The organism is Pseudarthrobacter sp. ATCC 49987 (genome assembly GCF_009928425.1).
GTDB lineage: Bacteria > Actinomycetota > Actinomycetes > Actinomycetales > Micrococcaceae > Arthrobacter.
This window is the reverse complement of sequence record NZ_JAABNS010000001.1, coordinates 741,673-765,120: the sequence shown is the minus strand read 5'-3', so window position 1 is coordinate 765,120 and position 23,448 is coordinate 741,673. Positions and strand designations below refer to the sequence as shown.

The 23,448-nt window shown below is 67.7% G+C and carries 19 protein-coding genes and 1 tRNA gene; 3 read left to right on the top strand and 17 right to left on the bottom strand.

Annotated elements, in window-relative coordinates; all coding sequences use genetic code 11:
- Nucleotides 1-44: 44 nt before the first annotated feature.
- From GXK59_RS03645 to galU, 10 genes are all read right to left on the bottom strand, one after another.
- Nucleotides 45-1,166 carry a N5-glutamine methyltransferase family protein gene (locus GXK59_RS03645; protein ID WP_160668967.1) on the bottom strand — a complete coding sequence of 374 codons (1,122 nt, stop codon included), beginning with the start codon at nucleotides 1,164-1,166 and terminating at the stop codon, nucleotides 45-47.
- A gap of 299 nt (nucleotides 1,167-1,465) precedes the next feature.
- On the bottom strand, nucleotides 1,466-1,933 hold the full coding sequence (locus GXK59_RS03640; RefSeq protein WP_160664451.1) for a GatB/YqeY domain-containing protein: 468 nt from the start codon (nucleotides 1,931-1,933) through the stop codon (nucleotides 1,466-1,468).
- A gap of 111 nt (nucleotides 1,934-2,044) precedes the next feature.
- Nucleotides 2,045-3,718, bottom strand: coding sequence for a cellulase family glycosylhydrolase (locus GXK59_RS03635; protein ID WP_237393775.1), 1,674 nt, complete (start codon nucleotides 3,716-3,718; stop codon nucleotides 2,045-2,047).
- A gap of 183 nt (nucleotides 3,719-3,901) precedes the next feature.
- Nucleotides 3,902-5,614, bottom strand: coding sequence for an ABC1 kinase family protein (locus tag GXK59_RS03630; protein WP_160664447.1), 1,713 nt, complete (start codon nucleotides 5,612-5,614; stop codon nucleotides 3,902-3,904).
- 4 nt (nucleotides 5,615-5,618) lie between these two features.
- Nucleotides 5,619-6,161, bottom strand: coding sequence for a PadR family transcriptional regulator (locus GXK59_RS03625; RefSeq protein ID WP_160668966.1), 543 nt, complete (start codon nucleotides 6,159-6,161; stop codon nucleotides 5,619-5,621).
- A gap of 153 nt (nucleotides 6,162-6,314) precedes the next feature.
- Nucleotides 6,315-6,387 (bottom strand) — tRNA-Ala (locus tag GXK59_RS03620).
- A gap of 46 nt (nucleotides 6,388-6,433) precedes the next feature.
- Nucleotides 6,434-7,234, bottom strand: a complete 801-nt coding sequence (locus GXK59_RS03615; protein ID WP_160664445.1) for an SDR family oxidoreductase — start codon at nucleotides 7,232-7,234, stop codon at nucleotides 6,434-6,436.
- 123 nt (nucleotides 7,235-7,357) lie between these two features.
- The gene (locus GXK59_RS03610) at nucleotides 7,358-8,344 is read right to left on the bottom strand and encodes a hypothetical protein (protein ID WP_237393774.1); all 987 of its coding nucleotides are present in this window, start codon (nucleotides 8,342-8,344) and stop codon (nucleotides 7,358-7,360) included.
- Nucleotides 8,345-8,461: 117 nt separating this feature from the next.
- A complete protein-coding gene (locus tag GXK59_RS03605) occupies nucleotides 8,462-9,082 on the bottom strand; it encodes a GNAT family N-acetyltransferase (protein WP_160664443.1) in 621 nt (206 codons plus the stop codon).
- A 5-nt stretch (nucleotides 9,083-9,087) separates the two neighbouring features.
- Nucleotides 9,088-10,005, bottom strand: a complete 918-nt coding sequence (gene galU, locus GXK59_RS03600; protein WP_160664441.1) for a UTP--glucose-1-phosphate uridylyltransferase GalU — start codon at nucleotides 10,003-10,005, stop codon at nucleotides 9,088-9,090.
- Between the two features lie 96 nt (nucleotides 10,006-10,101).
- Between galU and GXK59_RS03595 the strand changes: the two genes are divergently transcribed.
- From GXK59_RS03595 to GXK59_RS03585, 3 genes are all read left to right on the top strand, one after another.
- The gene (locus GXK59_RS03595; RefSeq protein ID WP_160664439.1) at nucleotides 10,102-10,737 is read left to right on the top strand and encodes a 5-formyltetrahydrofolate cyclo-ligase; all 636 of its coding nucleotides are present in this window, start codon (nucleotides 10,102-10,104) and stop codon (nucleotides 10,735-10,737) included.
- 147 nt (nucleotides 10,738-10,884) lie between these two features.
- Entirely contained in the window at nucleotides 10,885-11,136 is a 252-nt protein-coding gene (locus GXK59_RS03590) for an FmdB family zinc ribbon protein (protein ID WP_160664437.1), read from the top strand.
- 127 nt (nucleotides 11,137-11,263) lie between these two features.
- Nucleotides 11,264-12,055: an RcpC/CpaB family pilus assembly protein gene (locus GXK59_RS03585; RefSeq protein WP_160664435.1), complete on the top strand. Its 792-nt coding sequence runs from the start codon at nucleotides 11,264-11,266 to the stop codon at nucleotides 12,053-12,055.
- A gap of 80 nt (nucleotides 12,056-12,135) precedes the next feature.
- On the opposite strand, the gene GXK59_RS03580 is transcribed toward GXK59_RS03585, so the two are convergent.
- The 7 genes from GXK59_RS03580 to GXK59_RS03550 form a co-directional block, all read right to left on the bottom strand.
- Complete coding sequence (locus tag GXK59_RS03580; protein ID WP_202129052.1) at nucleotides 12,136-16,245, bottom strand: AAA family ATPase; 4,110 nt, start codon at nucleotides 16,243-16,245, stop codon at nucleotides 12,136-12,138.
- A gap of 274 nt (nucleotides 16,246-16,519) precedes the next feature.
- A complete protein-coding gene (guaA, locus tag GXK59_RS03575) occupies nucleotides 16,520-18,109 on the bottom strand; it encodes a glutamine-hydrolyzing GMP synthase (RefSeq protein ID WP_160664431.1) in 1,590 nt (529 codons plus the stop codon).
- 108 nt (nucleotides 18,110-18,217) lie between these two features.
- Complete coding sequence (locus GXK59_RS03570) at nucleotides 18,218-18,730, bottom strand: DUF3817 domain-containing protein (RefSeq protein WP_160664429.1); 513 nt, start codon at nucleotides 18,728-18,730, stop codon at nucleotides 18,218-18,220.
- On the bottom strand, nucleotides 18,727-19,602 hold the full coding sequence (locus GXK59_RS03565; protein WP_160664428.1) for an SURF1 family protein: 876 nt from the start codon (nucleotides 19,600-19,602) through the stop codon (nucleotides 18,727-18,729). The genes GXK59_RS03570 and GXK59_RS03565 overlap by 4 nt, the downstream gene beginning before the upstream one ends.
- Before the next feature lie 61 nt (nucleotides 19,603-19,663).
- Entirely contained in the window at nucleotides 19,664-20,152 is a 489-nt protein-coding gene (locus GXK59_RS03560; protein ID WP_160664426.1) for a PTS sugar transporter subunit IIA, read from the bottom strand.
- 69 nt (nucleotides 20,153-20,221) lie between these two features.
- The gene (locus tag GXK59_RS03555; protein ID WP_160664424.1) at nucleotides 20,222-21,973 is read right to left on the bottom strand and encodes a glycerol-3-phosphate dehydrogenase/oxidase; all 1,752 of its coding nucleotides are present in this window, start codon (nucleotides 21,971-21,973) and stop codon (nucleotides 20,222-20,224) included.
- Nucleotides 21,974-22,047: 74 nt separating this feature from the next.
- Entirely contained in the window at nucleotides 22,048-23,184 is a 1,137-nt protein-coding gene (locus GXK59_RS03550) for a GuaB3 family IMP dehydrogenase-related protein (protein WP_160664422.1), read from the bottom strand.
- Nucleotides 23,185-23,448 lie beyond the last annotated feature (264 nt).

Here is a 23,448-nt window from a genome sequence, read left to right as displayed (position 1 = left end):
GGAAGGATTCGGAACGGCAACTGCGCGCGTGGCGGAGCGTGGCACTAACGGACTGCGAGCCGCCACAGCGAGGTGACTTCAGCCGAGCGGGCCTCGAACAAAGGATCGTTGCGGTCGGATGCCTTGGGATGGGTCGGCCTGGTGTCGAACCGTTCCATCACCTTCAGCCCGGCCGCCCCGATGGCGTCCAGGAGCTCGGCACGGGACCGCAGTCCCAGGTGCTCGGCCAGGTCGGAGAGGACCAGCCACCCCTCACCGCCGGGCTCCAGGTGGTCGGAGAGTTCGTCCAGGAAACGGAACAGCATCCGGCTGCCGGGATCGTAGACGGCATTGTCCAGGGATGAATGCGGGGTGGCCGGAATCCACGGCGGGTTGCACACAATGAGCGGTGCACGGCCGGGCGGGAACATGTCGGCCAGGACAGCCTCCGCACGGTCCTGGACCCCCAGATTGCGGAAATTCTCACCGGCGCAGGCAATCGCGCGCGGTTCGTTGTCTGTCGCCACGACGCGTTGGACGCCCCGGCGGGCGAGAACGGCAGCGAGGACGCCGGTGCCGGTTCCGACGTCGAACGCAAGCGTGTCGGATGGCAGCGGTGCGGCGGCCACCAGGTCAACGTACTCGCTGCGGGTCGGGAAGAACGTGCCGTAGTGCGGATGGATGCGGCCCTGCAGGGCCTCGACGTGGACGCCGTTCCGCCGCCACTCGTGGGCGCCGATGGCCCCGACGAGCTCATGGAGCGAGACAACCGACGGTTCGCTGATTTCGCCGTACGCTTCTGCGGCGGCCGCCTGGATGTCCGGCGACCGCCGCAGGGGCACCACCGGGCCTGGATCAACCGGAATCAGCAGCAAGCCGAGGATGCGCGCCCGGTGCGAGCGGGACTGGCGGTGGCGGTAGAACTCGTCAGCCGGCGTGCCAGGGGCCTTCTTTGTGCCGGCGCCCACCCGCCGGTCCAGGGCGTTGAGGATCTGCCGTGCATTGTGGAAGTCACCTTGCCAGAGCATCGCGATGCCCTGTGACGCCATCCGGTTCGCCTCATCGGCTGTCAGGGAATTGGTGACCACTTCGATGCGCGCGGGCGCGGGTCTTCCGTTGGCCGAGCGCCATCGCGCCGTCTTGCTGTGGCCGGCTTCGGTCCACGCTACGACGGCCGTGTCAGCCACCGCGGCTGCCTGCGGGGGTTTGCGGGCCGGCGTCGGGGTTGCCTGGCGACGGCCAGGCACGGCGGTAGTGATAAGAGTTCCAATCCCAGAGTCCGAGGGGCGGATCGGAGACTGACGTGTGCGGCGGGACTCCGTGACACCCTGGGATTCGGTCCAGGGTTTGGACGGTCGTCCGGTCACGAAACGCGCTTGAAATGGCAGATACCGCCATTCGACGTACCTTCTCAGGATACAGGCGGGTGCCGGCAGCCCTCCGCCACCGGGCCCGGGCCTCGAATTTAGGACCCGGGCACGCACGGTCACTGCGGAATGCGGCTGCGCACAATCTCACTGACGGCCTTGCCGTCAAAGCGTCCGGCGACCTTGGCGGTGACCGGCTTCATCACCGCGCCCAGCTGGCGTATGGTCAGTTCGGTTCCGTCGGCGGTGAGGGAACCGATGACCTCGTCGACGATCGCCTCCACTTCGGCTGCGGTGAGTGCCTTCGGCAGGTACGCCTCGATGATTTCGGCTTCAGCGATTTCCGCTGCGGCCCGCTCGGGCTCCCCCGCCTCGGTGTAGATGCGGGCGGTATCGCGCCGCTTCGCGGCTTCCTTCTGCAGCAGGGATGTCACTTGGGCGTCGTCCAGCACGATCGGGGTTTTGCCGGACTTCTCGCGGGTTTCGATTTCGCCCAGGACGTTGCGCACCGTAGTGAGCGCGACCTTGTTGCGGTCCTTCATGTGGCCGACGACGTCGGCGTGCAGGCGTTCTTTCAGGGTGGTCATGATTCTCCTCGTCTCACTGGACAGGATATCGGGCTACGCGGCCGGGGTAATCCGCCGGTCGTCACGAGCCCCGAGGGCCCGGCAGCACCGGGCCCTCGGGGTGTTTGATGACTACTTGAGCGTGAGGACCGGGTTGACCGGGGCCTTCAGCGAGTCGAGCTGCACGCCAGCGGTCCGCTTCTGTCCGGGGAGGATGGTCGCGGCCCAGTCAGAGCCCGTGCAGGTAACCGAATACTTCGGGACGATCGTGCATTTCACGCCCCAGGAATTGACCACCCTGGTGACATTGGGATCCGGCCAGGAGACCGACCAGGTGGACGCCTTGCGCAGGCCCGTGGCTTCCATGCTGGCCACGTATCCGCCGGTCCACGCGCTGGTGGCTTTCCACGTCGCGCTGATTGCCGGGTCACCGGCCGGGGCCGTGGCCGTCGGCGACGGAGTCGGAGTCGGAGTGGCCGTGGGGGCAGGACTGGCCGTGGCCGTGGGTGCCGCGGTGGGTGCCGCCGTCGCTGTCGGCGTGGCTGTAGTGGTCGGCGACGCGGTCGGAGACGGAACCGGCACGTTGACGACCGGGACGCCGGTCAGGATGGGTGCCAGCGCAGCGAGCTTCCCGGCTTCGGGTGTCCGCCAGTCCGTCTTCACGAGTCCGCCGGTGACGCCGGAGTTGGGGTTGAACGCCCAGTACGCGTAGCTCATCTTGTTGGTGCCGAGGTACGAGACGATCGACGTCATCCACTGCTTGTCAGATTCGGTGGCCAGGGCAGAGCCGAATTCGCCGAGCAGGATCGGGGCGATGCCCTGCTTCTGGATGTAGCCCCAGTTCTTGTCCCAGACGGACGGGAGGTTCGCCGGGTAGGCCGTGTCGCTGAACCACTTCTGGCCGTAGAGCGATGCCGGGTAGTCGTGCGGCGAATACACGACCCTGCCGGGGGTGCTGAGGACAACGGGTTTTGCGCCGACGTCGGCGAGGCCGCCGCCCCACCAGGTGGAGGTCCCGTCGCCCTGGTTTTCGATGCCTTCGACGATGATCAACAGGTTCGGGTTGGAGGCCAGGACGGCGTTGCCGCCGCGCGTGGCGGCTGCCTGCCAGTCGGTGGCTGCGGTGCCGCGCCCCCAGGTGGCCGCTCCCGCGGGCTCGTTGTGCAGGTCGGCGCCGATGACCGTCGGGTCGCCCTTGTACCGGTCGGCAAGCATCTTCCAGTCGGAGATCCACTTCGTCTCCGGGACGGCGGACGTGTACCAGAGCGGCGACTGGTCGGCGGAACTCGGGCGGTGGCGATCCAGGATGATCTGCAGGCCGTTGGCCTTGGCCCGGGCAATGACCGTGTCCATGACGTCCAGCGGGCGCTTGCCCTCGAGGTTGTAGGCCCGGTTCGCCCAGTAGTTCACGCTGCCCTTGATGGTCGTCGCGGCCAGGCACTCGTTGGAGAAAGGCAGGCGCACGGTGTTGAAGCCCATCGACTTGATGTTGGCCAGGGCCTCGTCGATCGTGAGTGTCCCCCAAAGCCCGTGCGGGACACAGTCCGGAGTCTCGAGTCCGAACCAGGACGTGGCCTTGATCGTGTACTGGTTGTTGTTGGAATCCTTGATGGCCCCGCCGTCCGTGTGCAGCCAGCCGGTCGCGGCCGGCGTGGTGTCCGCCGCGCGTTCAGCGGCGAACGAAGCCGGTCCAGCGCAGCCGGAAACGGCGAGCAACCCGGCCAGGGCGGCAGCGGCCACAACGGCCAGCTTTGTTCCGCGGCGCGCGCGGGCCTGGGCGGTGTCGGCGGGGTGGGTGGTCTTCACAAGTCCTCCGTATCGGGGGGTGTTTCGCCCGCCAGCCAATGCGAAGGCGGGACGCTGGATCTCACCATGGCACAGGAATCGGAGGTCGGGCGGGAAGCAGCCGCACATTTCGTCGTATTCGCCGGATGTTGAGGATCGGGCCGGTGCGGCGGAACACGCGCGAAAACGGAGTCGCCTGCTCACTCAGAGGCCGCTGCGCCCTGCCCACAGCCCCTGCATCAGCGGAACCACCGACGCGATCATCAGCACGCTGCCGAGCACCATGTCGTCCGCCCTGACCACAGACCCTGCGATGAGCAGGGCGCCGAATACCAGTGCCGATGCCGATCGCTGCGCCGTGCGGTCAAGCCGGCCCACCTGCCGTTCGAGGCGCGGATTGGTGACCGACAGCGAACCGTCCTCGAGCCGGGTGAGAAGCCCATCCAGACGTTTCGGCAGACCCAGGGCCAGTCCGGCGGCATCGAGCGCCTGCTGGGCCACGTCCTGCGCGATGTTGCCGCGCTCGTCGCGCAGCAACTGTCCCGCGTAGGGTTCGACCGAGTCCCACAGATTGAACCGGGCGTCCAGCGAGCTGCACACACCCGACGTCAGTGACATCGCCCGGATGAGGAGCAGGAAGTTCTCCGGCAACTGGAACGGCAGCGAGCGGACCACGTCACCAAACTCAACCGCAAAATCACGGAACTCCCGCGGGTCCACCTCGCGAAGCTCGGCGAAGCCCATCCCGCCAAACCGGGCGAAGAGGTGCGTCATCGCCCGTTCAAGCTCGACCGTGTCGGCCGTGGGCACCAACACCCCCACGTCGCTGATCGCGGTCATCAACCCCTTACCGTCACGCGAAGCGGCCGCGATGAGCAGCTTCCGCAGGCCGCTGCGCGTGCTCGCCGGAATCTCGCCCATCATGCCGAAGTCGATAAACGTCAGCTTCCAGGGGCGCTCTGTGGATGAATCGGTAACCGGAGTGACGAAGATATTTCCCGGGTGCGGATCGGCGTGAAAAAAGCCGTTCGTGATCATCTGGTCGAACATGACCGACGCGAAAACCGGGGCAACCTGAGCCGGGTCGATGCCCGCCGCGAGAAGCGCCTCCGAGTCCGTGATCTTAATCGCCGTGACATCTTCGAGGGTGAGCACGCGGCGGGTGCTCCGCTCCCAGACGACATCGGGCACAGCCACCCGGTCGTCGTCGGCGAAGTCAGCAGCGAACCGCCCCGAATTCGCCGCCTCATGAAGGTAGTCGATCTCCTCAAGACTGGTCTGCGCAAACTCTTCGACCAGGGCGGGCATGTTGGCACGATCGGACACAAGGCGCACATGGCTGAGCCAGCCGCCCACTTTGCGCAGGGCCGCCAGGTCGACGTCGACAATGGCGTTGATGCCCGGCCGCTGTACCTTCAGCACCACTTTGTCCAACCCGGTGTCCGCGGCGTCGCCCGGTCGAAGCCTCGCCCGGTGGGCCTGCCCGAGGGATGCTGCTGCGATGGGCGCCTCCTCGACCGAGGCGAACAACTCATCCAGCGGCGCACCCAGCTCCGCCTCGGCAAGGGTTCGGATCGCGGAGAACGAAACCGGGGGCACCTCGTCCTGCAGTCCCTCAAGTTCCTTGGTGATCTCGGGCGGAAGCACGTCGAGCCTGGAGGACAGGAACTGACCGACTTTGATCATGAGGCCGCCGAGTTCCACCGCGAGATCATGGAAGCGCTGCGCGAAGCGCCGCATCCTCTTCGCCCTGGTGCGCTCGGCAATCCTGGCCAGCCCGACGCGAGGGAGGAACAGCTCAAACCACCAGGTCACCGCGAGATGCCACGCGGCGAAGCGCAGGATGCGACGGTAACGGGCACGGGTGTCCCCGGCGCCGGGTACCGGATCTGCCCGGTCCCGACGGACCGACGTCACCCCGTCAGTCCCGGGCGAGGATCGCGTATAGCCGGCGGCGTGCGACGTCGAGCACCGTCACGGCCTCCTGCACCTGCTCCCGCGTGCCGGTGCGCCCCACCTGGGACGCGGCGTGCGCGAGCTCGACGCCGGCCTTGGGCAGCGCCCCGAACCCGGTGCCTGACGCCGGTCCCGGTGACTCCCAGGGCGCTGACGTGTCAGCACCCGCCACATCTTCCCGGCCTGCTTCCGTCAGCGAGTAGATCTTGCGGCCGTTGGATTCCTCGGCACTGATGAACCCTTCATCGGCCAGCAGCTGCAGCGTGGGGTAGACAGAGCCGGCGCTGGGCTTCCAGCTGCCACCGCTGCGCTCCTCGATTTCACGGATGATCTGGTAGCCGTGCATGGGCCGCTCCGCGAGCAGTGCCAGCACTGCCGACCGCACCTCGCCCCGGCCCGCGCGGGTGCCGGAGCGCTTCTCAAACCTTGAGCGCAGCTCCTCAACGGCCTGCCACATGCCGTCGACGTTGCTGCCGCGAAATCCACCTGCCGGGTATGAATTACGCATCATGCACTCCTCTGTGAATCGCGAACGATATACAACGATAGTCAACGATACATCGCGAGATTCACAAGAACCAGCAGGCACCCTCGGGCCGATGAACCGGCCAACCGGTTGTCTATTCCACGCACTCAAGGGTTCAAAAACCCCTGCAAACTGTGGAGCTAAGGAGATTCGAACTCCTGACCTCTTCGATGCGAACGAAGCGCTCTACCAACTGAGCTATAGCCCCGAAGCAACGCCGGTCCCGAAGGAACGGCGTTGCCGGTGTCCCTAGGCTACAAACTATCGGCGTCCTTTGCCAGCCAGCCGCTGAATGTCTCACCGGCGTGGCGTTCCTCCGGCACCAGGTTGAGCCCCGCTCGCAGGTATTTGCCCATCGCTCCGGGCAGCGGGATGGTCACCAGGCGTCCACGGGAGCCGGTGGCCGCCTTCCATTGCCGGGCGAGCTCCCCCATGCCCTGAACTTCGGGGCCGCCGATGGTCTTCACGCTGTGCCGGAGGCCCGGCGCCGGCGCCAGCGCCTCCTCGAGCAGCACACCCGCGACGTCGGCGGGGGCGATCGGCTGGAACCGGGCGCCCTTGACCACCGGGATGATCCGCAGTTTCGAACCCGCAGCGAAGGTCGTCGCGAGGAGCGAGTGGAACTGCGTCGCCCTGAGCGCGACGGTCTCCAGTCCGGACCGCTCGTAGACCAGTTCTCTGGCTGCTTTCGAGGCGTAGTAACGGAAGCTGCTGCGGTCGCAATTGACGATGGAAAGCACGACTGCCTTGGCCACACCGGCGTCCTGGGCGGAGGCAAGCAGCCGGGCGCCGCCGTCGGCGAAGTTCTTCAGGGCCGTCCCGGAGCGCCCCTCCAGGCAGTCGATCACGACGTCGGCGCCGGCCAGCGCCGCTGCCAGCCCCTCGCCGGTGGTGACATCGGCACGGAAGTACTCCGCGCCGTCGGTCCGGGCCGCTGCCCCGGGGGGAGGCGGAGTCCTGCAGAGCACTGCGACCCCGTGGCCGCCCGCGAGAGCCTGTCGAACCACTTCACGGCCCACCTGGCCGGTTCCCCCGGCAACGCAAATTCGTGTCATGCCCTGAGGCTACCGGTCCGCGTCCGGTTCGTGGCCGCCTTGGGCCCACTGGTTATTGATCCGCCGGGCACAGCAAAGCCCCGGGCGGCCAGTGCTGGCTGCCCGGGGCTTGAACGATGTAGCTCAGGCCCGGCGTCGCTGCAGGACATCGTCCAGGTTGCTCAGGGCACTCTGCGCCTTGCCGAGGGGCTTCGGCTCGGCATCCGCGCCGGGGCTGGCGGCCGGCGCCTGCGGGAGGCCCTGCTTGAGCGACGGCTTTCCCACGGCCTTCGGGGCTTCCGGAAGATCGAGCGGCTCAGGGGCGGCCCGCTCGGCCTTTGGCGCCTCCACATAGGTGGGCTTGGGGACCTCCACCGGTTCCCAACTGGATCCTTCAGCGGCCTGGGGATCAGCGGTACGGCGGACGGACGTGTCGCCCGAGGCCGCGGCTTCCGCCAGGGCCGCCTGGCGGAGTTCCTGGGCGGTCAGGGGCTTGGGCGCCGGTTTGCGTTCTGCGGCGTCGGCCTGGGCGTCAAACAGCGGACTCTCGGTCCGTTCGCGGGGCTCCCCCGCCGGCTGCTGCAGCGGGGTCCGCGCCGGGGCGGACCGGGCCGGGCGTGCCGGGGCAGTCATGGCCGCGCGGAACGCGGCGTTCATCTTGCGGCGGCGGTCCCGGACGGCGAGCCAGCGGAGCATAAAGACCGCGGCGACGGCGCCGGACAGTGCAACGAACGGCAGCCAGGGTGAACCGAGGCCGAAGATCCGCAGGGCCGCGGACACAACGCCGGTGAGCAGCGAGAGCAGACCGGCCAGCGCCAGGGCCAAGCGCCCGTAGGGGATTCTGAAAGCCGGACCGGAGGGGCCGCTCTTGGGGCCGCCGTCGAGCCCGGGAGTTCCCGGGAAGGAGTCGGTGCGCTGGATACTGGTCATGGGTTTCTCCTGCTGGGACGCCATCTGCATGACGTTCCCGGCTTGCGGGGCTGCTGTTTCTAGATCGATGGTGTCCGCCACGAGCTCGCCCGCAGGCTGCAGCTGGTGGCGTCCGTTCCGGAGCATGTAGGGGGCAACCCACACAATCCAGAGCGCAACAGCAATGACAAGGATCACAGAGCTGCTAAGAGGGAAGTCCACATCAAAACCGTATGAGCAATGCGAGGTACGGAGCCGCATTGTCCCCGGTGTGTCGCGGGGGAACTCGCAATTGACTGGATTTAGGACGTAACGGCTGGTCAGGTGGGGGCTGGCCGATCAGGCAGGCCCGCCGTGTTGCCAGCGTTCCAGGAGCCCCCCGGGCACTTCCTCGGAGGTCAGTGCGAAGCTCCGGTGGTCCGCCCATTCGCCGTTAATGTGCAGGAACCGCGGGCGGTAGCCTTCGTCGCGGAAGCCCAGCTTCTCGACAACCCGCAGGCTGGGCGCGTTTTCGGGACGGATGTTGATTTCCATCCGGTGCAGCCCAAGCGCCTGGAAGCAATAGTCCGTCACCAACGCCACAGCGGTGGGGGCGATGCCCTGGCCGGCCCGGTCCTTGTCCACCCAGTAACCCAGCGTCGCCATCATGGCAGAGCCCCACAAAATCGAGGACACCGTGAGTTGTCCGACGATCACCGGCTCCCGGAAGCCCGGGGTCCATGCGGTGATGAGAAACGGCAGGGCGGTCCCCTGGGCGGCCTGGGCCTTGAGGGACCGCACCATCTGGCGGTAGTCGGGAAGGCCGCCCCCGGGAACGGGGTTGGACGCTTCCCAGGGGGCCAGCCACTCGCTGTTGCGGGAGCGGACCTCGGTCCACTCCTTGCGGTCCCGGTACCGGATCGGGCGCAACACAAGGTCGCCGCTTTCAAGCGTCACCGGCCACTGGAAGCTGCCCCCCACCGGAGCTACTTGATCAGGCTGGGAGCCAGGCTCGCGGCGAAGCCCGGCAGCCATTCCCGCAGGCCGGGACCGAGGTCGTCACTGTCGCAGGCGAGCTGGACACAGGCCTTAAGGTAGCTGAGCTTGTCGCCGGTATCGTAGCGGCGGCCGCGGAAGACCACGCCGTAGACGCCGTAGCCTTCGCCGTCACCGGAGGCGAGTTCCTGCAGCGCGTCGGTGAGCTGGATTTCGCCGCCGCGTCCCGGCTCGGTGTGCTCCAGCACTTCGAAGACCGCCGGGTGGAGGATGTAGCGGCCGATGATCGCGAGATTCGACGGGGCATCTTTGACGTCAGGCTTCTCGACCAGGTGGTTGATCCGGACATACTCTTTGCCCGCTATCGCGTCGATGTCGGCACAACCGTAGGCACTGATTTCGGAAGGCTCAACCTCGATCAGGGCAACGACCGATCCGCCGGTCTTCGCCTGGACCTCGATCATGGTGCTGAGAAGTTCGTCGCGGGCGTCGATCAGGTCATCGCCCAGTAGGACCGCAAACGGCTCATAGCCCACATGCTGCTTGGCACGGAGGACGGCGTGGCCGAGGCCCATCGGATCGCCCTGGCGCACGTAATGGATATCGCCCAGGTTGCTGGCGGCCTGGATGGACTCAAGCTTGGCGGTGTCGCCCTTGGCCTCAAGCGTGGCTTCCAGGGTGGGGACGCGGTCGAAGTGGTCCTCCAGGGCGCGCTTGTTGCGGCCCGTGATCATCAGGATGTCGGTCAGCCCGACCTTGACCGCTTCTTCCACAACGTACTGAATGGCCGGCTTGTCGACAACGGGCAGCATTTCCTTGGGCATGGCTTTGGTGGCCGGCAGGAACCTGGTGCCGAGGCCGGCTGCGGGGATGACGGCCTTGCGGACGGGAGCGTTGGGTGTAGTCACTCGACTAATCTAACGGAGGGACCCAACATTGTAATCATTCGAGCCGGCAGGAGCCGCCGCTTCCCGGGGCCGGATCGCGCGGAGGAACGAGGCATCATGGCATCGAAGGAAGACATCCGGGCAGGCCACCGGGCCCGGCGCGCGGCACTGACGCCGGCCGGGCTGGAGGCCGCCGGGGCGGGCATTGCCCGGCACGGTCTCGCCTGGGCAACACGTCTGACCGGTGGTAGTTCCGGCACCTTCGCCGCCTACCTCGGCGTGGGTTCCGAGCCGCCGACCCTTCCCCTGCTGACAGCGCTCCATGCGGCAGGGCATCAGCTTCTTCTTCCCGTCTGCGAGCCCGGACTGGCGCTGAGCTGGGTGTACTGGACACCGGCTTCCAGGTCCGCGCGGAGCCGTTACGCGCCGATCCAGGAGCCCGTCGGGGAACGCCACGACACCACCGTCATGCGGCATGCCGACGGCATCTTCCTGCCGGCCACCGCCGTCGACTTCACCGGCAACCGGATCGGCCAGGGCGGCGGCTACTACGACACGTTCCTGGCGGCGTTGAGCGCCCTCCTCCCGTCCCGGACGCCGGCGTCCGACGACGCATTGATGCCGCCGCTGCCGACAGCCGCCGTCGTGTATGACGGCGAGGTGCTGCCCGCGGGCAGCATCCCGGCAGAGTCCTTCGACCGGAAAGTGGCAGCCGCCCTGACCCAGACGGGCCTGGTGCAGCTGCAGGGTTAGGCTTCCGGGGGCGCGCGGCCGGGGTGATAGAATTAGCACTCAGGCCCTGCGACTGCTAAGGGACGGACTTCGCCGATAGACTTATCGGCCTGGATCCCGACCCCGGCGGCACGGGACCTGCTCGTTTGTCCCAGAGGAGGATTTCCAGTGCCCACGTATGCATACGCCTGCAAGGACTGCAGCCACGCCTTCGAGATCGTGCAGTCGTTCACCGACAACTCCCTCACGTCCTGCCCGGAGTGCCAGGGAACCCTGCGCAAGAAGTTCAACAGCGTCGGCGTCGTCTTCAAGGGTTCCGGCTTCTACCGGACCGACTCCCGCGACGCCAAGGGCAGCACTGTTTCCCCCGCTCCGGCTCCGGCGTCAACGCCGGCGCCTGCCGCCGCTTCCGCAAGCTAGCAGCGGCCCGCGGGGTCTGCGGCTCCACAGCCGTTCGCTGCCTGTCCGGCAGCGTTGTCAGGCCGCTTTATCCACATAGCCCACACTGAACCGGCCCGGCTGGCACGCCGATGCGTAGGGTCAGGTTATGGCAACGCATCCACGCCCTGTCCCGCCCGCAGGGATCCTTCCCGCCGAATCCTTTGGACTCTTTCGGCGTGACGCGTGGCGCCCCTCATGGGTTCTCCGGGTCAGCCGCTCCCCAGCGGGCCGGAGACCCGCCCGGCAACCTCCCCGCCGGCGGCTGGCCCGTTGGCTGAGCCGCAACCGGCGGCTGGCCGTGGCACTGCTGCTGTGCATCGCTGCAGGCCTCACCGTGCAACAACTGACTCCGGCCCCGGTCTACAGTGTCTCCGCCGTCGCGGCTGCCAGGGACCTCCCGGCCGGGGAAACACTCAGCGCGGACGACCTGGTAGTCCTGGGCGTTCCCCGTGCGCTGGTTCCGGCAAGCAGCTACGGCAGCTCCGAATCCCTGCTCGGCAAGCAGCTTGCTGTCGCCCTCCGCAAGGGCCAACTGCTCTCCGATTCCCAGCTCCTGGGGCCCGGCTTGCTGGCGGGGCGCCCTCCGGGATCCGCCGCAGTGCCGCTCCGGATGGCGGATCCGGCCTCGATCCAGCTGCTCTCCCCCGGACAGCTCGTCAATGTGGTCATGACAACGGGCAACAGCTTTGACCAGCCCGCGGCTTCCCAGGTCCTGGCCGCCGCCGTTCCAGTGCTGTGGACCTCCGGCCATGGCAGCGGGTCCGGCCCATGGCTGGCAACCGGGGAAACCGAGGGCCTCCTGGTGGTGGCAGCCGATGCCGATCAGGCGCGACGTCTCGCCGGTGCATCAACGCAGGGAAAGCTGTTCTTTGTCCTTGTCGCGGCCGTTCCCGGCTAGCCGCTCCGCCCGGCCGGAGCTTCGCCCGAAGCCTGCGCCGGACCTGTGTCGGCCCGGGTGCGGCGCCAAGCCCGGAGGACCTAGCCCCAGTGCGGTGGCTTCTGTTCCTGGAGCCAGGAGTCGTGGTCGTAGCCGCCCGGTTCGTCGCCCCAGCGCCGCGGGTCGTCTTCCGCGGCCTTGTTCGGCAGTACGCCGGCCGGGACCGTAGCCGGTGGTGACTGCTGAGGTGCGTCCTCCCGGCTGCCGTCCCGCGCTTCGTTGCCGTTCCGGACGTCGCCGTCCTGGACGTTGCCGTTGTTCTGGGTCTTGCCGTCCGCATTCATGCCGCCGGCCTCCTTACTGCCCTGATCTGTTCTCAACTGTTGCGCATTGTCCGGCCATTCGGAAGGGGCACGCCCCTGGGAGGCCTGCGCTTCGTTGACGGCAAGGTTCTCGACGTCGTCGTCGAAGAATCCCGGCGACGCCTGTTTCCGGTGCGACACGGCCGGCTTTTCCAGGCCCAGGTATCCGCCGATACGGTCGGCGCAGGCCGAAGGATCAGTGAAGACCTCTATGGTCCATAGTGGCATATACCGCCACCCGAGTCGCTCCAGGAGCTGAGGGCGGAGCCTGCTGCGTTCGCGGACGGTCAGCCGGCGGTACTGTTCGGTGCCGTCGGATTCAATTGCCACGGGCCGGGGAATCTCGGCGTCGTCCTGGCCGAGGGTGCTCAACGGGTCGGCCGCGGCCACCATGTTCAGGGCGCCGTCGTACTGGTGCCAGACCCGGGCACCCCTGGCGCGCAGCCGGTCGCCGAGGTCCGCCACGAGCGGGTCCGCGCCCAGGGCCTGTTCGCTGGCAGCGGCCCGCGACGCCGGGCTGCCAAGATCGGAGTTGCCCGCGATTTCCCGGTCCAGCAGCTCGTAGAAGTCAACCGCGCCGTGACTGAGCCGGGTCACGTCGAGGTCCTCGGGACGGAAGCAGCTGAGCACGTGCAGCGAGCGGCGTGCCCGTGTCATGGCGAGCGCGAACCTGGCGCGGCCACCTTCGGCCGACAGCGGGCCGAGGCTGTGGAGCGCACGCCCGTGCGGGGTACGTCCGTAGCCCGGCGAGAAGATCACGTGATCGCGGACCAGGCCCTGGGCGCGTTCCAGGTCCACCACGCGGAAGGATTCGTCCCCGGCGGTGAAGAAACTGGCCAGCAGCGGGTGGTTGGGCAGCTGCAGCCGGATGGACTCCCCGATCCGGGCTGCGTGCCGGAGGCTGCCGGTGACGACGGCCAGCGACGTGCGCGGCCGCAGCCGGGCGTGTTCGAAGACAAGCTCCACCGCCCGGTTAACCTCGGCGACGACGGACTCGACACCGTCCTGGTCCGCGCTGGGCAGACCCGTGCCGTCCGGAAGGTATTCCACCGTCAGGGCGCGGTCCAGCCCGGTGGCGGACTGGCCCTCCGGCAGCCGGCGCAGTCCGCCGTCGTAGAAGCCCTTGCTCAGTTGCCGGACGAGGTCTTCGTCAACGGCACGGTAGATGGTGCGCAGGTTCCAGGCCGGCAACACGGCGGACAATGACTTGTAGGCACTCTCGACTCCCTGATGGGAGCTCTCGCCGGCGGCAAGCCGCTCCACACCCACGGTGAAGGTCCGCGGGCTGGCGATCCGGTCGTCGCCAAAGGCAATGACCTGTTTGGCGCGGGCGATGGCCGGCAGGACAGCCTGCAGCGACGTCGCCTCGGCATCGAGGATAACAACGGCGTCGAACCTCTGCTCCACCGGCAAAACCGCCGTCAGGAGATAGGGGCTGACCGACCATACCGGCACCAGCATGGGCAGCAGTTCCGGGGCCTGGCCCGTCAGCGCCGACAGGGTTACCCGGCCGTCCTTGAGCAGGCTGCGCAGCAGTTCCGCCTGGCGCGGGTGCTCCGCGATGGCCACCCGCCAGCGTTCGGCCAGTTGCCAGCGCAGCCGGGCCGCGCCACTGGCGATGTGGGCGTTGTCCGCGAGACGGTATTCCGCTTCGAGCTGGCGCAGGGCGTCGCCGTCGGACATGGCCAGGTAATCGTCCCCGCTGATCATGGCTTCCAGCGCCGACTGCCACCAGGCGAGCTCGAGCTCCGCAGCCACCGATCCGGCGGGAACCTCGCGCTCGGCAAGGTCGGCGAGCAGTTCGCCAAGGCCGTGCTCGCGCATGTTCTCGACCAGGAGGGTCCGCTCGGGCAGGGTCTCGAGTGTTCCGGTGTCGGCAACCAGCCGGTCCAGTCGCTCCATGAGCTCCTCGTAGGGCGTGCCGTGCAACTCGCCGCCCGCCGCGGTGTGCCTGACGGCCTGGCCCAGCTCGGCCAGCTCCGCTTCCAGCTCGCGGTACAGGGCGATGATCTCCCCCAAGCCGGACGGGACCGCCGGATGCCGCTGCGTCGTGGCGTAGTCGGCCCATGCGGCCCGCTGCTCCTGGACGAGGACGAGGGAGCTGTGCAGGTCGGCGATGTGGACGCCCGGGCGGACATATTCCTTAGCCACCCGGCGCAGGCGCGAACGCTGCATGGACGGCATCTCGATGTTCCGCTCGCGCCGCCAGGAGGAGGCTGCGGTGGCGGAGATGAGGTCGTGGACCGGACGGTCGAAGATGTCCGGGGTGAATTTGTCGAGGCTTTCGCGGACCGCGACCAGCAGTTCAACCTGGTCGCCCCACTCGGCAAACGAATGGCCCAGGCGGATCTCTGCGTGTTCGGCGACGCCGTTCATCAGGTCGCGCAGTTCCGGCAGCTTCCGGGCCACGGATCGGGCCACCTGCTGGGCTTCCTGGGTTTCCTTGCGGGTCAGGAGGCGGGCGCCGTGCCAGGGGCTTGTTGTCGAGGCCCGGCTGAAGCTTCCCAGTTCGGCCGCCCGGTGAAGGCGGCCGGCAAGCTCCTCGCGGTCCCGGATATTGTCCAGCACGCTGCGCTTGAGCCGGACGGTGGTGGCGGGTGCCGGCTGGATGGAGGTCAGCTCGGCCAGCGACTGCATGGCCTCGTACGGCGAGCAGCCCCAGCGCTGGCGGACGTTGTGCAGTGAGGCGACATGGTCCCGAAGGGCGTGGCGGTGCTCGATCAGGGTGGTGTGGAGGTTGCTCAGCTGGGGCTCGAGGGATTTCTCGTTGCGCACGATGGCGCGGACCAGCTGGCCCTTGAGCTGCAGCGGAGTGGCGTTCCCGGCGAGCTGGAACAGGGTGGAGTCCAGCCCCAGGGTGTCCAGCTGGGCGGAGATTTCGCCCAGGCTGGCACGCCGGTCCCCCACCACCAGGACAGTCTTGCCCTGATCGACCAGGGCGCCGATCGTGTTGATGGCCGTCTGGGTCTGGCCGGTGCCCGGCGGGCTGCTGACCACCAGCGAGTCCCCGGCACGGACGGCGTCGACGACGTACTGCTGGTCGGTGTCGGCGTCGAGCAGCAGCAGCTCATCGGCGGGATCCCGCTCGTCGGTGCTCGGGAACCGACCGGCCTTGAGCTCGGGAACCTCCACCGCCCCGCCGGCGGCCGCGCGGCCCAGCGCCACGACGATGGGGTGGTTGTCGTTGATCCATGGGTCGTCGAGGCTTCCGGACAGGTCGGCGAAGGTGGACACCAGCAGGTTGTGTTCGACCTCGGCGCCGTGGATGGGCTGGATGAGCGTGCCGAGGCGGTCAAGGACGGGCTGCGGATCAAACCGGGCGGTGCTGTATGCCATGCGGGTTACGGCGTTGACGTCGAACACGATCCCGTGGATGGTCTTCAGGTGCCTGATCAGGGCAGGGTTGATCTTGGCCTGTTCCGTCAGCTGCAGCTCGTAGTCGTCCTCCCCCGGGCGGACCGTGAGGGAGATGGCGGTCAGCATGACCGGGGCCGAGACGCGCTGGGGTATGCCTCCGACGGCGGACGTCCAGACGACCGTGCCCGCAGAGAAGTATCCCGCGTCGATGCCGCGGTCGTTGGCGAGTTCGAAGATCTTGGACCGCAGATTGCGGGAAGCCCGCGCGGCGACGACGTACTGCTGGTGGTCACGGATCAGGGTGGAGAGGCGGGTGCGCCGTCCGGCCATCAGCTGCGCCAGTCCGGAGGGATGGGCATGGGTCAGGTCGATGGAGCCCTCGGGCGTCTTGGTGAAGCGCAGCATGGTGTCTGCTCCGGTGACGGGCTTGAGCCCCGACAGCCATTTCCTGAGCTCCTCCGAGCCCTCGGTGTGGCCTTGACCAACTGACACTTCTGCCTTCTTTTCTGTGCTCGCGTTTACTCTGCTCACGGTTTCCGTGCTCGCGCGGGACGTCCTGGACCATACCGGCATGCTTTCGAGGGTAGCCCGAATCCTGCGCCGGTGAGACGACGCAACACTGGAGGGACACAAATTCAACGCGAATTCGCCGGTGAGCCTTGCCCCGCCAGACGCGGCCGCCCCGTCCCCGCCGGGCAGACCCGGACAGACGTGAAATGGCCGGCCTCCTTCCGGAGACCGGCCATTCCGTTAGCCCGCTACCGGGCTATTCCCACTCGATGGTTCCCGGCGGCTTGCTGGTCACGTCGAGCACGACGCGGTTCACGCCGTCCACCTCATTGGTGATGCGGTTGGAGATCCTGGCCAGCAGATCGTAGGGCAGCCGCGACCAGTCCGCCGTCATGGCGTCCTCGGAGGACACGGGCCGCAACACGATCGGGTGGCCGTAGGTGCGGCCATCGCCCTGGACGCCGACGCTGCGGACATCGGCCAGCAGTACGACCGGCATCTGCCAGACCTCGTTGTCGAGGCCGGCGGCGGTCAGTTCGGCGCGCGCGATGGCGTCTGCCTTGCGGAGCAGGTCCAGCCGCTCCTTGGTGACTTCGCCGACGATCCGGATGCCGAGGCCCGGTCCAGGGAACGGCTGGCGTCCGACGATTTCCTGCGGCAGGCCAAGCTGGGCACCGACGGCGCGGACCTCATCCTTGAACAGGGCGCGCAGCGGTTCCACGAGTTCGAACTGCAGGTCTTCCGGCAGGCCGCCCACGTTGTGGTGGCTCTTGATGTTCGCGGCACCTTCGCCGCCGCCGGATTCGACGACGTCGGGGTACAGGGTGCCCTGCACGAGGAACTTGATCTTCTCGCCGTGCGCGGCCGCCTCGGCGATGATTGCCTGCTCGGCTTCCTCGAAGGCGCGGATGAACTCGCGGCCGATGATCTTGCGTTTGGTCTCCGGGTCGCTGACCCCGGCGAGGGCCGACTGGAAGCGCTCCTGCTCGTTGGCGACGTAAAGCTTGACGCCGGTCGCGGCCACGAAGTCGCGTTCGACCTGTTCGGCTTCCCCTTCGCGCAGCAGTCCGTGGTCAACGAACACACAGGTCAGCTGGTCGCCGACGGCGCGCTGGACCAGGGCGGCGGCCACGGCGGAGTCAACGCCGCCGGACAGGCCACAGATGACCCGGGCGTCGCCAACCTGTTCGCGGATCCGGTCGACCTGCTCTTCGAGGATGTTGCCTGCGGTCCAGTTCGGTTCCAGCTTGGCGCCCTTGAACAGGAAGTTCTCCAGGACCTGCTGGCCGTACGCCGAGTGCTTCACCTCGGGGTGCCATTGCACGCCGTAGAGGCACTTTTCCTCGTTGGCGAAGGCTGCGACCTCGGCGCCTGCCGTCGTCGCCAGGACCTCGAAGCCTTCGGGGGCCTCGTGCACGGAGTCGCCGTGGCTCATCCAGGTGCTCTGGTGCTGCGGCATGCCGGCCAGGATGGAGCGGCCTTCGCCGATGGTGGTGGTTTCGGTGGCGCCGTATTCGCGGAGTCCGGTCTGGGCCACCTTGCCGCCGAGGGCGTTGGCCATGGCCTGGAAGCCGTAGCAGATGCCGAAGACCGGGATACCGGCTTCGAACAGGTCGGCGCCGACGCTGGGGGCGCCGTCGGCGTAGACGCTCGCGGGGCCGCCCGAGAGGATGATGGCGGCGGGGTTCTTGGCCAGGAGCTGCTCGGTGCTGTAGGTATGCGGAACCACTTCCGAATACACGTTCGCTTCCCGGACGCGGCGGGCGATCAGCTGCGCGTACTGGGCACCGTAGTCAACAACCAGCACGGGCTTGTGGGACGTCTGGGATGCAGTGGGAGTAGTCACCGTACTAGCCTACTTTGCGGCGCCGTCCGCCCGCACATTGAGAAGCCGGTCCGGGCCCGGGAAGGGTGGCCGGGTAAGGGAACTCACACCGGGCCCGGTGCCCCGCACTCAGTAGCGCTGCGTGGCCTGCGGGTTGGCGGCCAGTTCCGCCTCCACCTCGGCGTGGAACTTCTTCTCGACGAAGAAAGAGAGGAACGGCACAACCCCGCCGAGGGCCAGGATGATCATTTTCGCGAACGGCCAGCGCATCAGCGACCACAGGCGGAAGTTGGACATGAGGTACACGACGTACATCCAGCCGTGCACGATCAGGACCGCGACGGACAGATTCACGCCGCCGATGACGCCAGGCGGCTCGGCGTCGGCGAATCCGAAGCCGAACGGCTGGCCGGTGACGGCGTTGGTGCCGCCCGCGAAGAGGTACTGGCCGAAGACATACCGGGCAATCAGTTCCGCGCAGAGCAGGAGCAGCATGCCGCCGGTCATGTACGCGAGGACTTTGTAGAACTTCAACGCCGAGCGGATCTGCGCCTCGGTTCCGCCGAATCGGCGCTTCTTGCCGCGCCCGCTTCCCGGTGCGCTGGACTGCTGCGGCTGGACGGCCGGCTGGGGCTCGATCATGATTGCACTTTCGGTTCGGCGGGGGGTTCGGCGGCTTGAGGTTCGGTGGGGTCCGGGTCCGGCGGATGCAGCGCGGCGGCTTCCTGTTCCTCGTCGAGGGCATCCTCGAGCCCCCGGCGGTAGTCGTCCTTGACCAGGCGCCACCAGATGAACAGCGCGAAGCCGGCGAACACGACCCACTCGGCAGCGTAGAAGAGGTTGAGCCAGTTGACTTTCCCGGCAGGAGGCTGCGGCCCGATGTTCAGCGGCACGACGGCCCCACCGGCCGCGGAGGCACTGACATCGCTGCCGCCGGAGGTCTCGGAGCTCGCGGCGACAAAGCCGGGGTAGCTGCTGACTTCCCAGATGTTGATGAGTTCCGCGACGGAAACGGCGCTGGCCCGCCCGGGGCCGGCGTCGGTCCCCGGCAGCGGGGCTTCGGACGGCAGCAGCCGTCCGGTCAATTCAATGGTGCCCGACGGCGGCGCCGAAGCGTCCGCGGGGTCGGCAACCCAGCCCCGGGCAACCGGGATCCAGGTCTGCGGCGTCGCGCCGGCTCCGGTCAGGACGGGGGCGTCCTTCACGGCCAGGGCGGAAACGATCCAGTAGCCCGTGGCGCCGTCGTGCAGGCGCCCCGGGACCAGGACCTGCCTCTGCGGGTCATAACTGCCGGTGGCGGTGACCACCTGGTCAGCGACCGAACCGGGGAAGAAGTTGCCCGGCTGCAGCAACGTGGTAAGGGCTTTGGGCTCCTCGGTGGTGGTGGAGACCGTCACCTCAGGCTGGGTTGAGCGGCCGAACTGCCACTGGCTGAGCAGCACAAACACCCCTGATACGACGATCGCGAACACCAGTCCTGCGATCCAGCGGGGTTTGAGGGCAGTTTTCAACACCCCTTAACCGTACTTCGTCGGCGTGTAGAACAACGAAACGGGTCTGCCTGGCTGAGTGGTTTCAGTGGTCGAAAAAGACCAGGCTGGAGTTGATGAGTTCCGCGATCACTTCGGGGTCGTAGGCACGCCGGAGCGATTCGCGGAAGGATTCCTTCGACAATGACCGGGCCAGGGTGGCCAGTACTTCAAGATGCTCGGAGAAGGAGCTGGCCGGGGTCGCGATCAGCAGCACCACCGTGGCCGGCCCATCGGCGGCCCCGAAGTCGAGCGCCTTGCCGTATTTCGTGATGCCGACGGCGATGGTGGTCCGGGAGACGAACTCACTGCGGGCATGGGGCAGGCCGATGCCGCCCGGCAGGCCCGTGGCCAGCTGGTGTTCACGGGCGTTGACGTGCTTAAGGAAGCCGGAAAGATCGGAAATGCGTCCGGCGGCGTGCATGCGTTCCGCCAACTGGGCGGTTGCGTCGAGCTTGTCGGTGGCGTCCATTTCGAGGATCACCATCTCGGGAGTGGTGAGCTCGGCGTCATACCGGTCCAGTGGTTCCGCCAAGAGATATCCCTTCGAAGTGGCGTCAGTGCGCCTGCAGTCCCGGGAGGGGCTGCAGGCGGACGCTGTCGGTCAGCGCAGCGGAACGATGTCCTCGACGCCCATGCGTGCTGCGTCAGCGGATTCGTCGTCCGGCTGCTCCTGGCTGAGCCGTTCGGCGTCGACCCGGGCCAGGTAGTGCTTGATCTCGCCCTCGCGCTGCGCATCGCTCCAGCCCAGGACATCTCCGATCAGTTTAGCGACTACCGGCGCGGCGGACACACCGCGGTCCCACGACTCGATCGAAATCCGGGTCCGGCGGGTCAGCACGTCCTGCACGTGGCGGGCGCCCTCATGGGTGGCGGCGTAGACGGCCTCGGCGGCAAGGTAGTCGTCCGCGCCGGGCAGGGGCTCGCCCAGTTCCGGGTTCTCGGTGATGAGAGCCAGCACTTCGGGGGCCATGGAGCCGTAGCGGTTGAGCAGGTGCTCGATCCGCGCCACGTGGACGCCGGTCTCCTCGGCCATCCGGTTCCGTTTGTTCCAGGCGGCCTTGAAGCCGCTGGCGCCCAGCAGGGGAATGGATTCCGTGCAGCTGGGCGGCACGCGCTCGTCCATGCTGCGGGTTGCTTCGTCGACGGCGTCCTTGGCCATGACCCGGTAGGTGGTCCATTTGCCGCCGGCCACCACAACGAGCCCGGGCACCGGATGCGCCACGACGTGTTCGCGGGAAAGTTTGGCCGTGGAGTCGTTTTCGCCGGCCAGCAGCGGCCGGAGTCCGGCGTAGACGCCCTCGACGTCTTCACGGGTCAGCGGCCGTTTCAGGACCTTGTTTACGTGTTCAAGGATGTAGTCAATGTCCTTGCTCGATGCGGCCGGGTGCGCCTTGTCCAGATGCCAGTCGGTATCCGTGGTGCCGATAATCCAGTGCCGGCCCCAGGGGATGACAAAAAGGACGGACTTTTCGGTCCGCAGGATCAGTCCCACGGTCGACTGGAAGCGGTCCCGCGGCACCACGAGGTGGATGCCCTTGGAGGCACGCACCTTGAGTTGGCCGCGGTCGGTCACCATGGCCTGGGTCTCGTCGGTCCAGACGCCCGTGGCATTGATGACCTGCTTGGCCTTGATGTTGAACGTGGAGCCGTCCTCGTGGTTGACCACCTTGGCGCCGACCACGCGTTCGCCTTCCCGGAGGAAGGCGACTACGGACATTTGGTTCACCGCGTGGGCGCCATAGTAGGCGGCGGTGCGGACCAGGTTGGCGCAATACTTGGCGTCGTCGACCTGTCCGTCGTAGTACCGGATGGAACCGACGAACGCATCGTCCTTGAGGCTCGGCGCGGCCCGGAGGGTCCCCCGGCGGCTCAGGTGTTTGTGGAACGGGACGCCGCGGCGCTGGCCGGTGGAGATGGACATCGCGTCGTACAAGGCGATGCCGGCGCCCACGTACGGCCGTTCCAGGAAGGGCTTGGTCAACGGGTACAGGAAAGGGACGGGCCGGGCGAGGTGCGGGGCGAGCGCGGACAGGATCAGCCCGCGTTCGTGCAACGCCTCTTTGACCAGGGCGAAGTCGAGCATCTCCAGGTAGCGGAGGCCGCCGTGGATCAGCTTTGAGGAGCGGGAAGATGTGCCTGCAGCCCAGTCGTTGGCCTCGACGATGCCGACGCTCAGGCCGCGCGTGACGGCGTCCAGGGCGGCGCCGGTGCCGACGATGCCTCCGCCGACGATCAGGATGTCGAGTTCTTTCCCAGGGTCCGTGGTGCCCCTCAGTACCGCGAGTGAAGCTTCGCGTTCCGCGGGCCCCAGGGCACCGCCGGTCTTGGGAGAACCGCCCGGCAAACTGTTCATGTCACGCCTCCATCCGGATCAAAGCTCGTAGTGCACCACACTACTTCCAACTTCCCCGGATGGGCAGGGGGCCCTCAGTTGCCGGAGTAGGGCGACACGACGACGTCGACGCGCTGGAATTCCTTCAGGTCCGAGTAGCCGGTGGTCGCCATCGAGCGGCGCAGCGCACCGATCAGGTTGGACGTTCCGTTGGTGTGGTGGCCCGGTCCGAAGAGGACCTCCTCGAGCGGTCCAACGGTGCCGACATTGACCCTGTCGCCGCGGGGAAGCTCAAGGTGGTGCGCTTCCTGGCCCCAATGCCAGCCCTTGCCCGGGGCTTCTTCGGCGCGGGCAAGTGCGCTGCCGAGCATCACGGCGTCGGCGCCCATGGCGATGGCCTTGACGATGTCGCCGGAGGATCCCATGCCGCCGTCGGCGATTACATGGACGTAGCGTCCGCCGGACTCATCCATGTAGTCACGGCGGGCAGCGGCGACGTCGGAGATGGCGGAGGCCATGGGCGAGTGGATGCCGAGGGCGCGGCGGGTGGTGCTCGTGGCGCCACCGCCGAAGCCGACCAGCACGCCGGCGGCACCGGTGCGCATCAGGTGCAGGGCCGGGGTGTAGCCGGCTGCGCCGCCGACGATCACGGGGACGTCGAGTTCATAGATGAACTGCTTGAGGTTCAGGGGCTCGTGGTCCTTCGAGACATGCTCGGCCGAGACCGTGGTGCCGCGGATCACGAAGATGTCGACGCCGGCGGCCACAACGGTCTTGTAGTGTTCCTGGGTCCGCTGCGGGGTGAGGGAGCCGGCAACGGTGACGCCCGCGGCGCGGATTTCCGCGAGCCGTGAGGTGATCAGCTCCGGCTGGATCGGGGCCTGGTAGAGCTCCTGCATGCGCCGGGTGACGGCGGGGCTGTTGGTCTCGTCCTGGAGCGCGCCGATCTGGTCCAGGACGGCCTGCGGGTCCTCATAGCGGGTCCAAAGGCCTTCGAGGTCGAGAACGCCGAGTCCGCCGAGGCGGCCCAGGGCGATGACGGTCTCCGGCGACATGGCCGAATCCATCGGCGCCGCGATGACGGGCATGTCGAATTTGTACGCGTCGATCTGCCAGGAAACAGATACGTCCTTGGGGTCACGCGTCCGTCGGTTGGGGACGATCGCAATGTCATCCAGGGAGTAGGCACGACGCCCACGCTTGCCACGGCCAATCTCAATCTCGTAAGTCACTGCTCTAGGTTATCCCAGCCGCGGCACCGGCCACGGACCCGGCAGGGCCGTAGAGCCGGAATGTGCCCGGGACTGCAGCGGGGAGAGCGTCCATGGGCAGCGGTGCCCATGGCAGCCGCCCACAGAATCCCATAACCTGAGGAAACCGGGCCTCGCCGAGCGCCCTTGCCCTACTCCCAGGAGAACCACCCATGGCCCCTGGCCTCTCTGGCGCCGCATGCAAGGGCGCCGACGCGGGGCGCTTCCAGGCCCTGGAACAAAGCC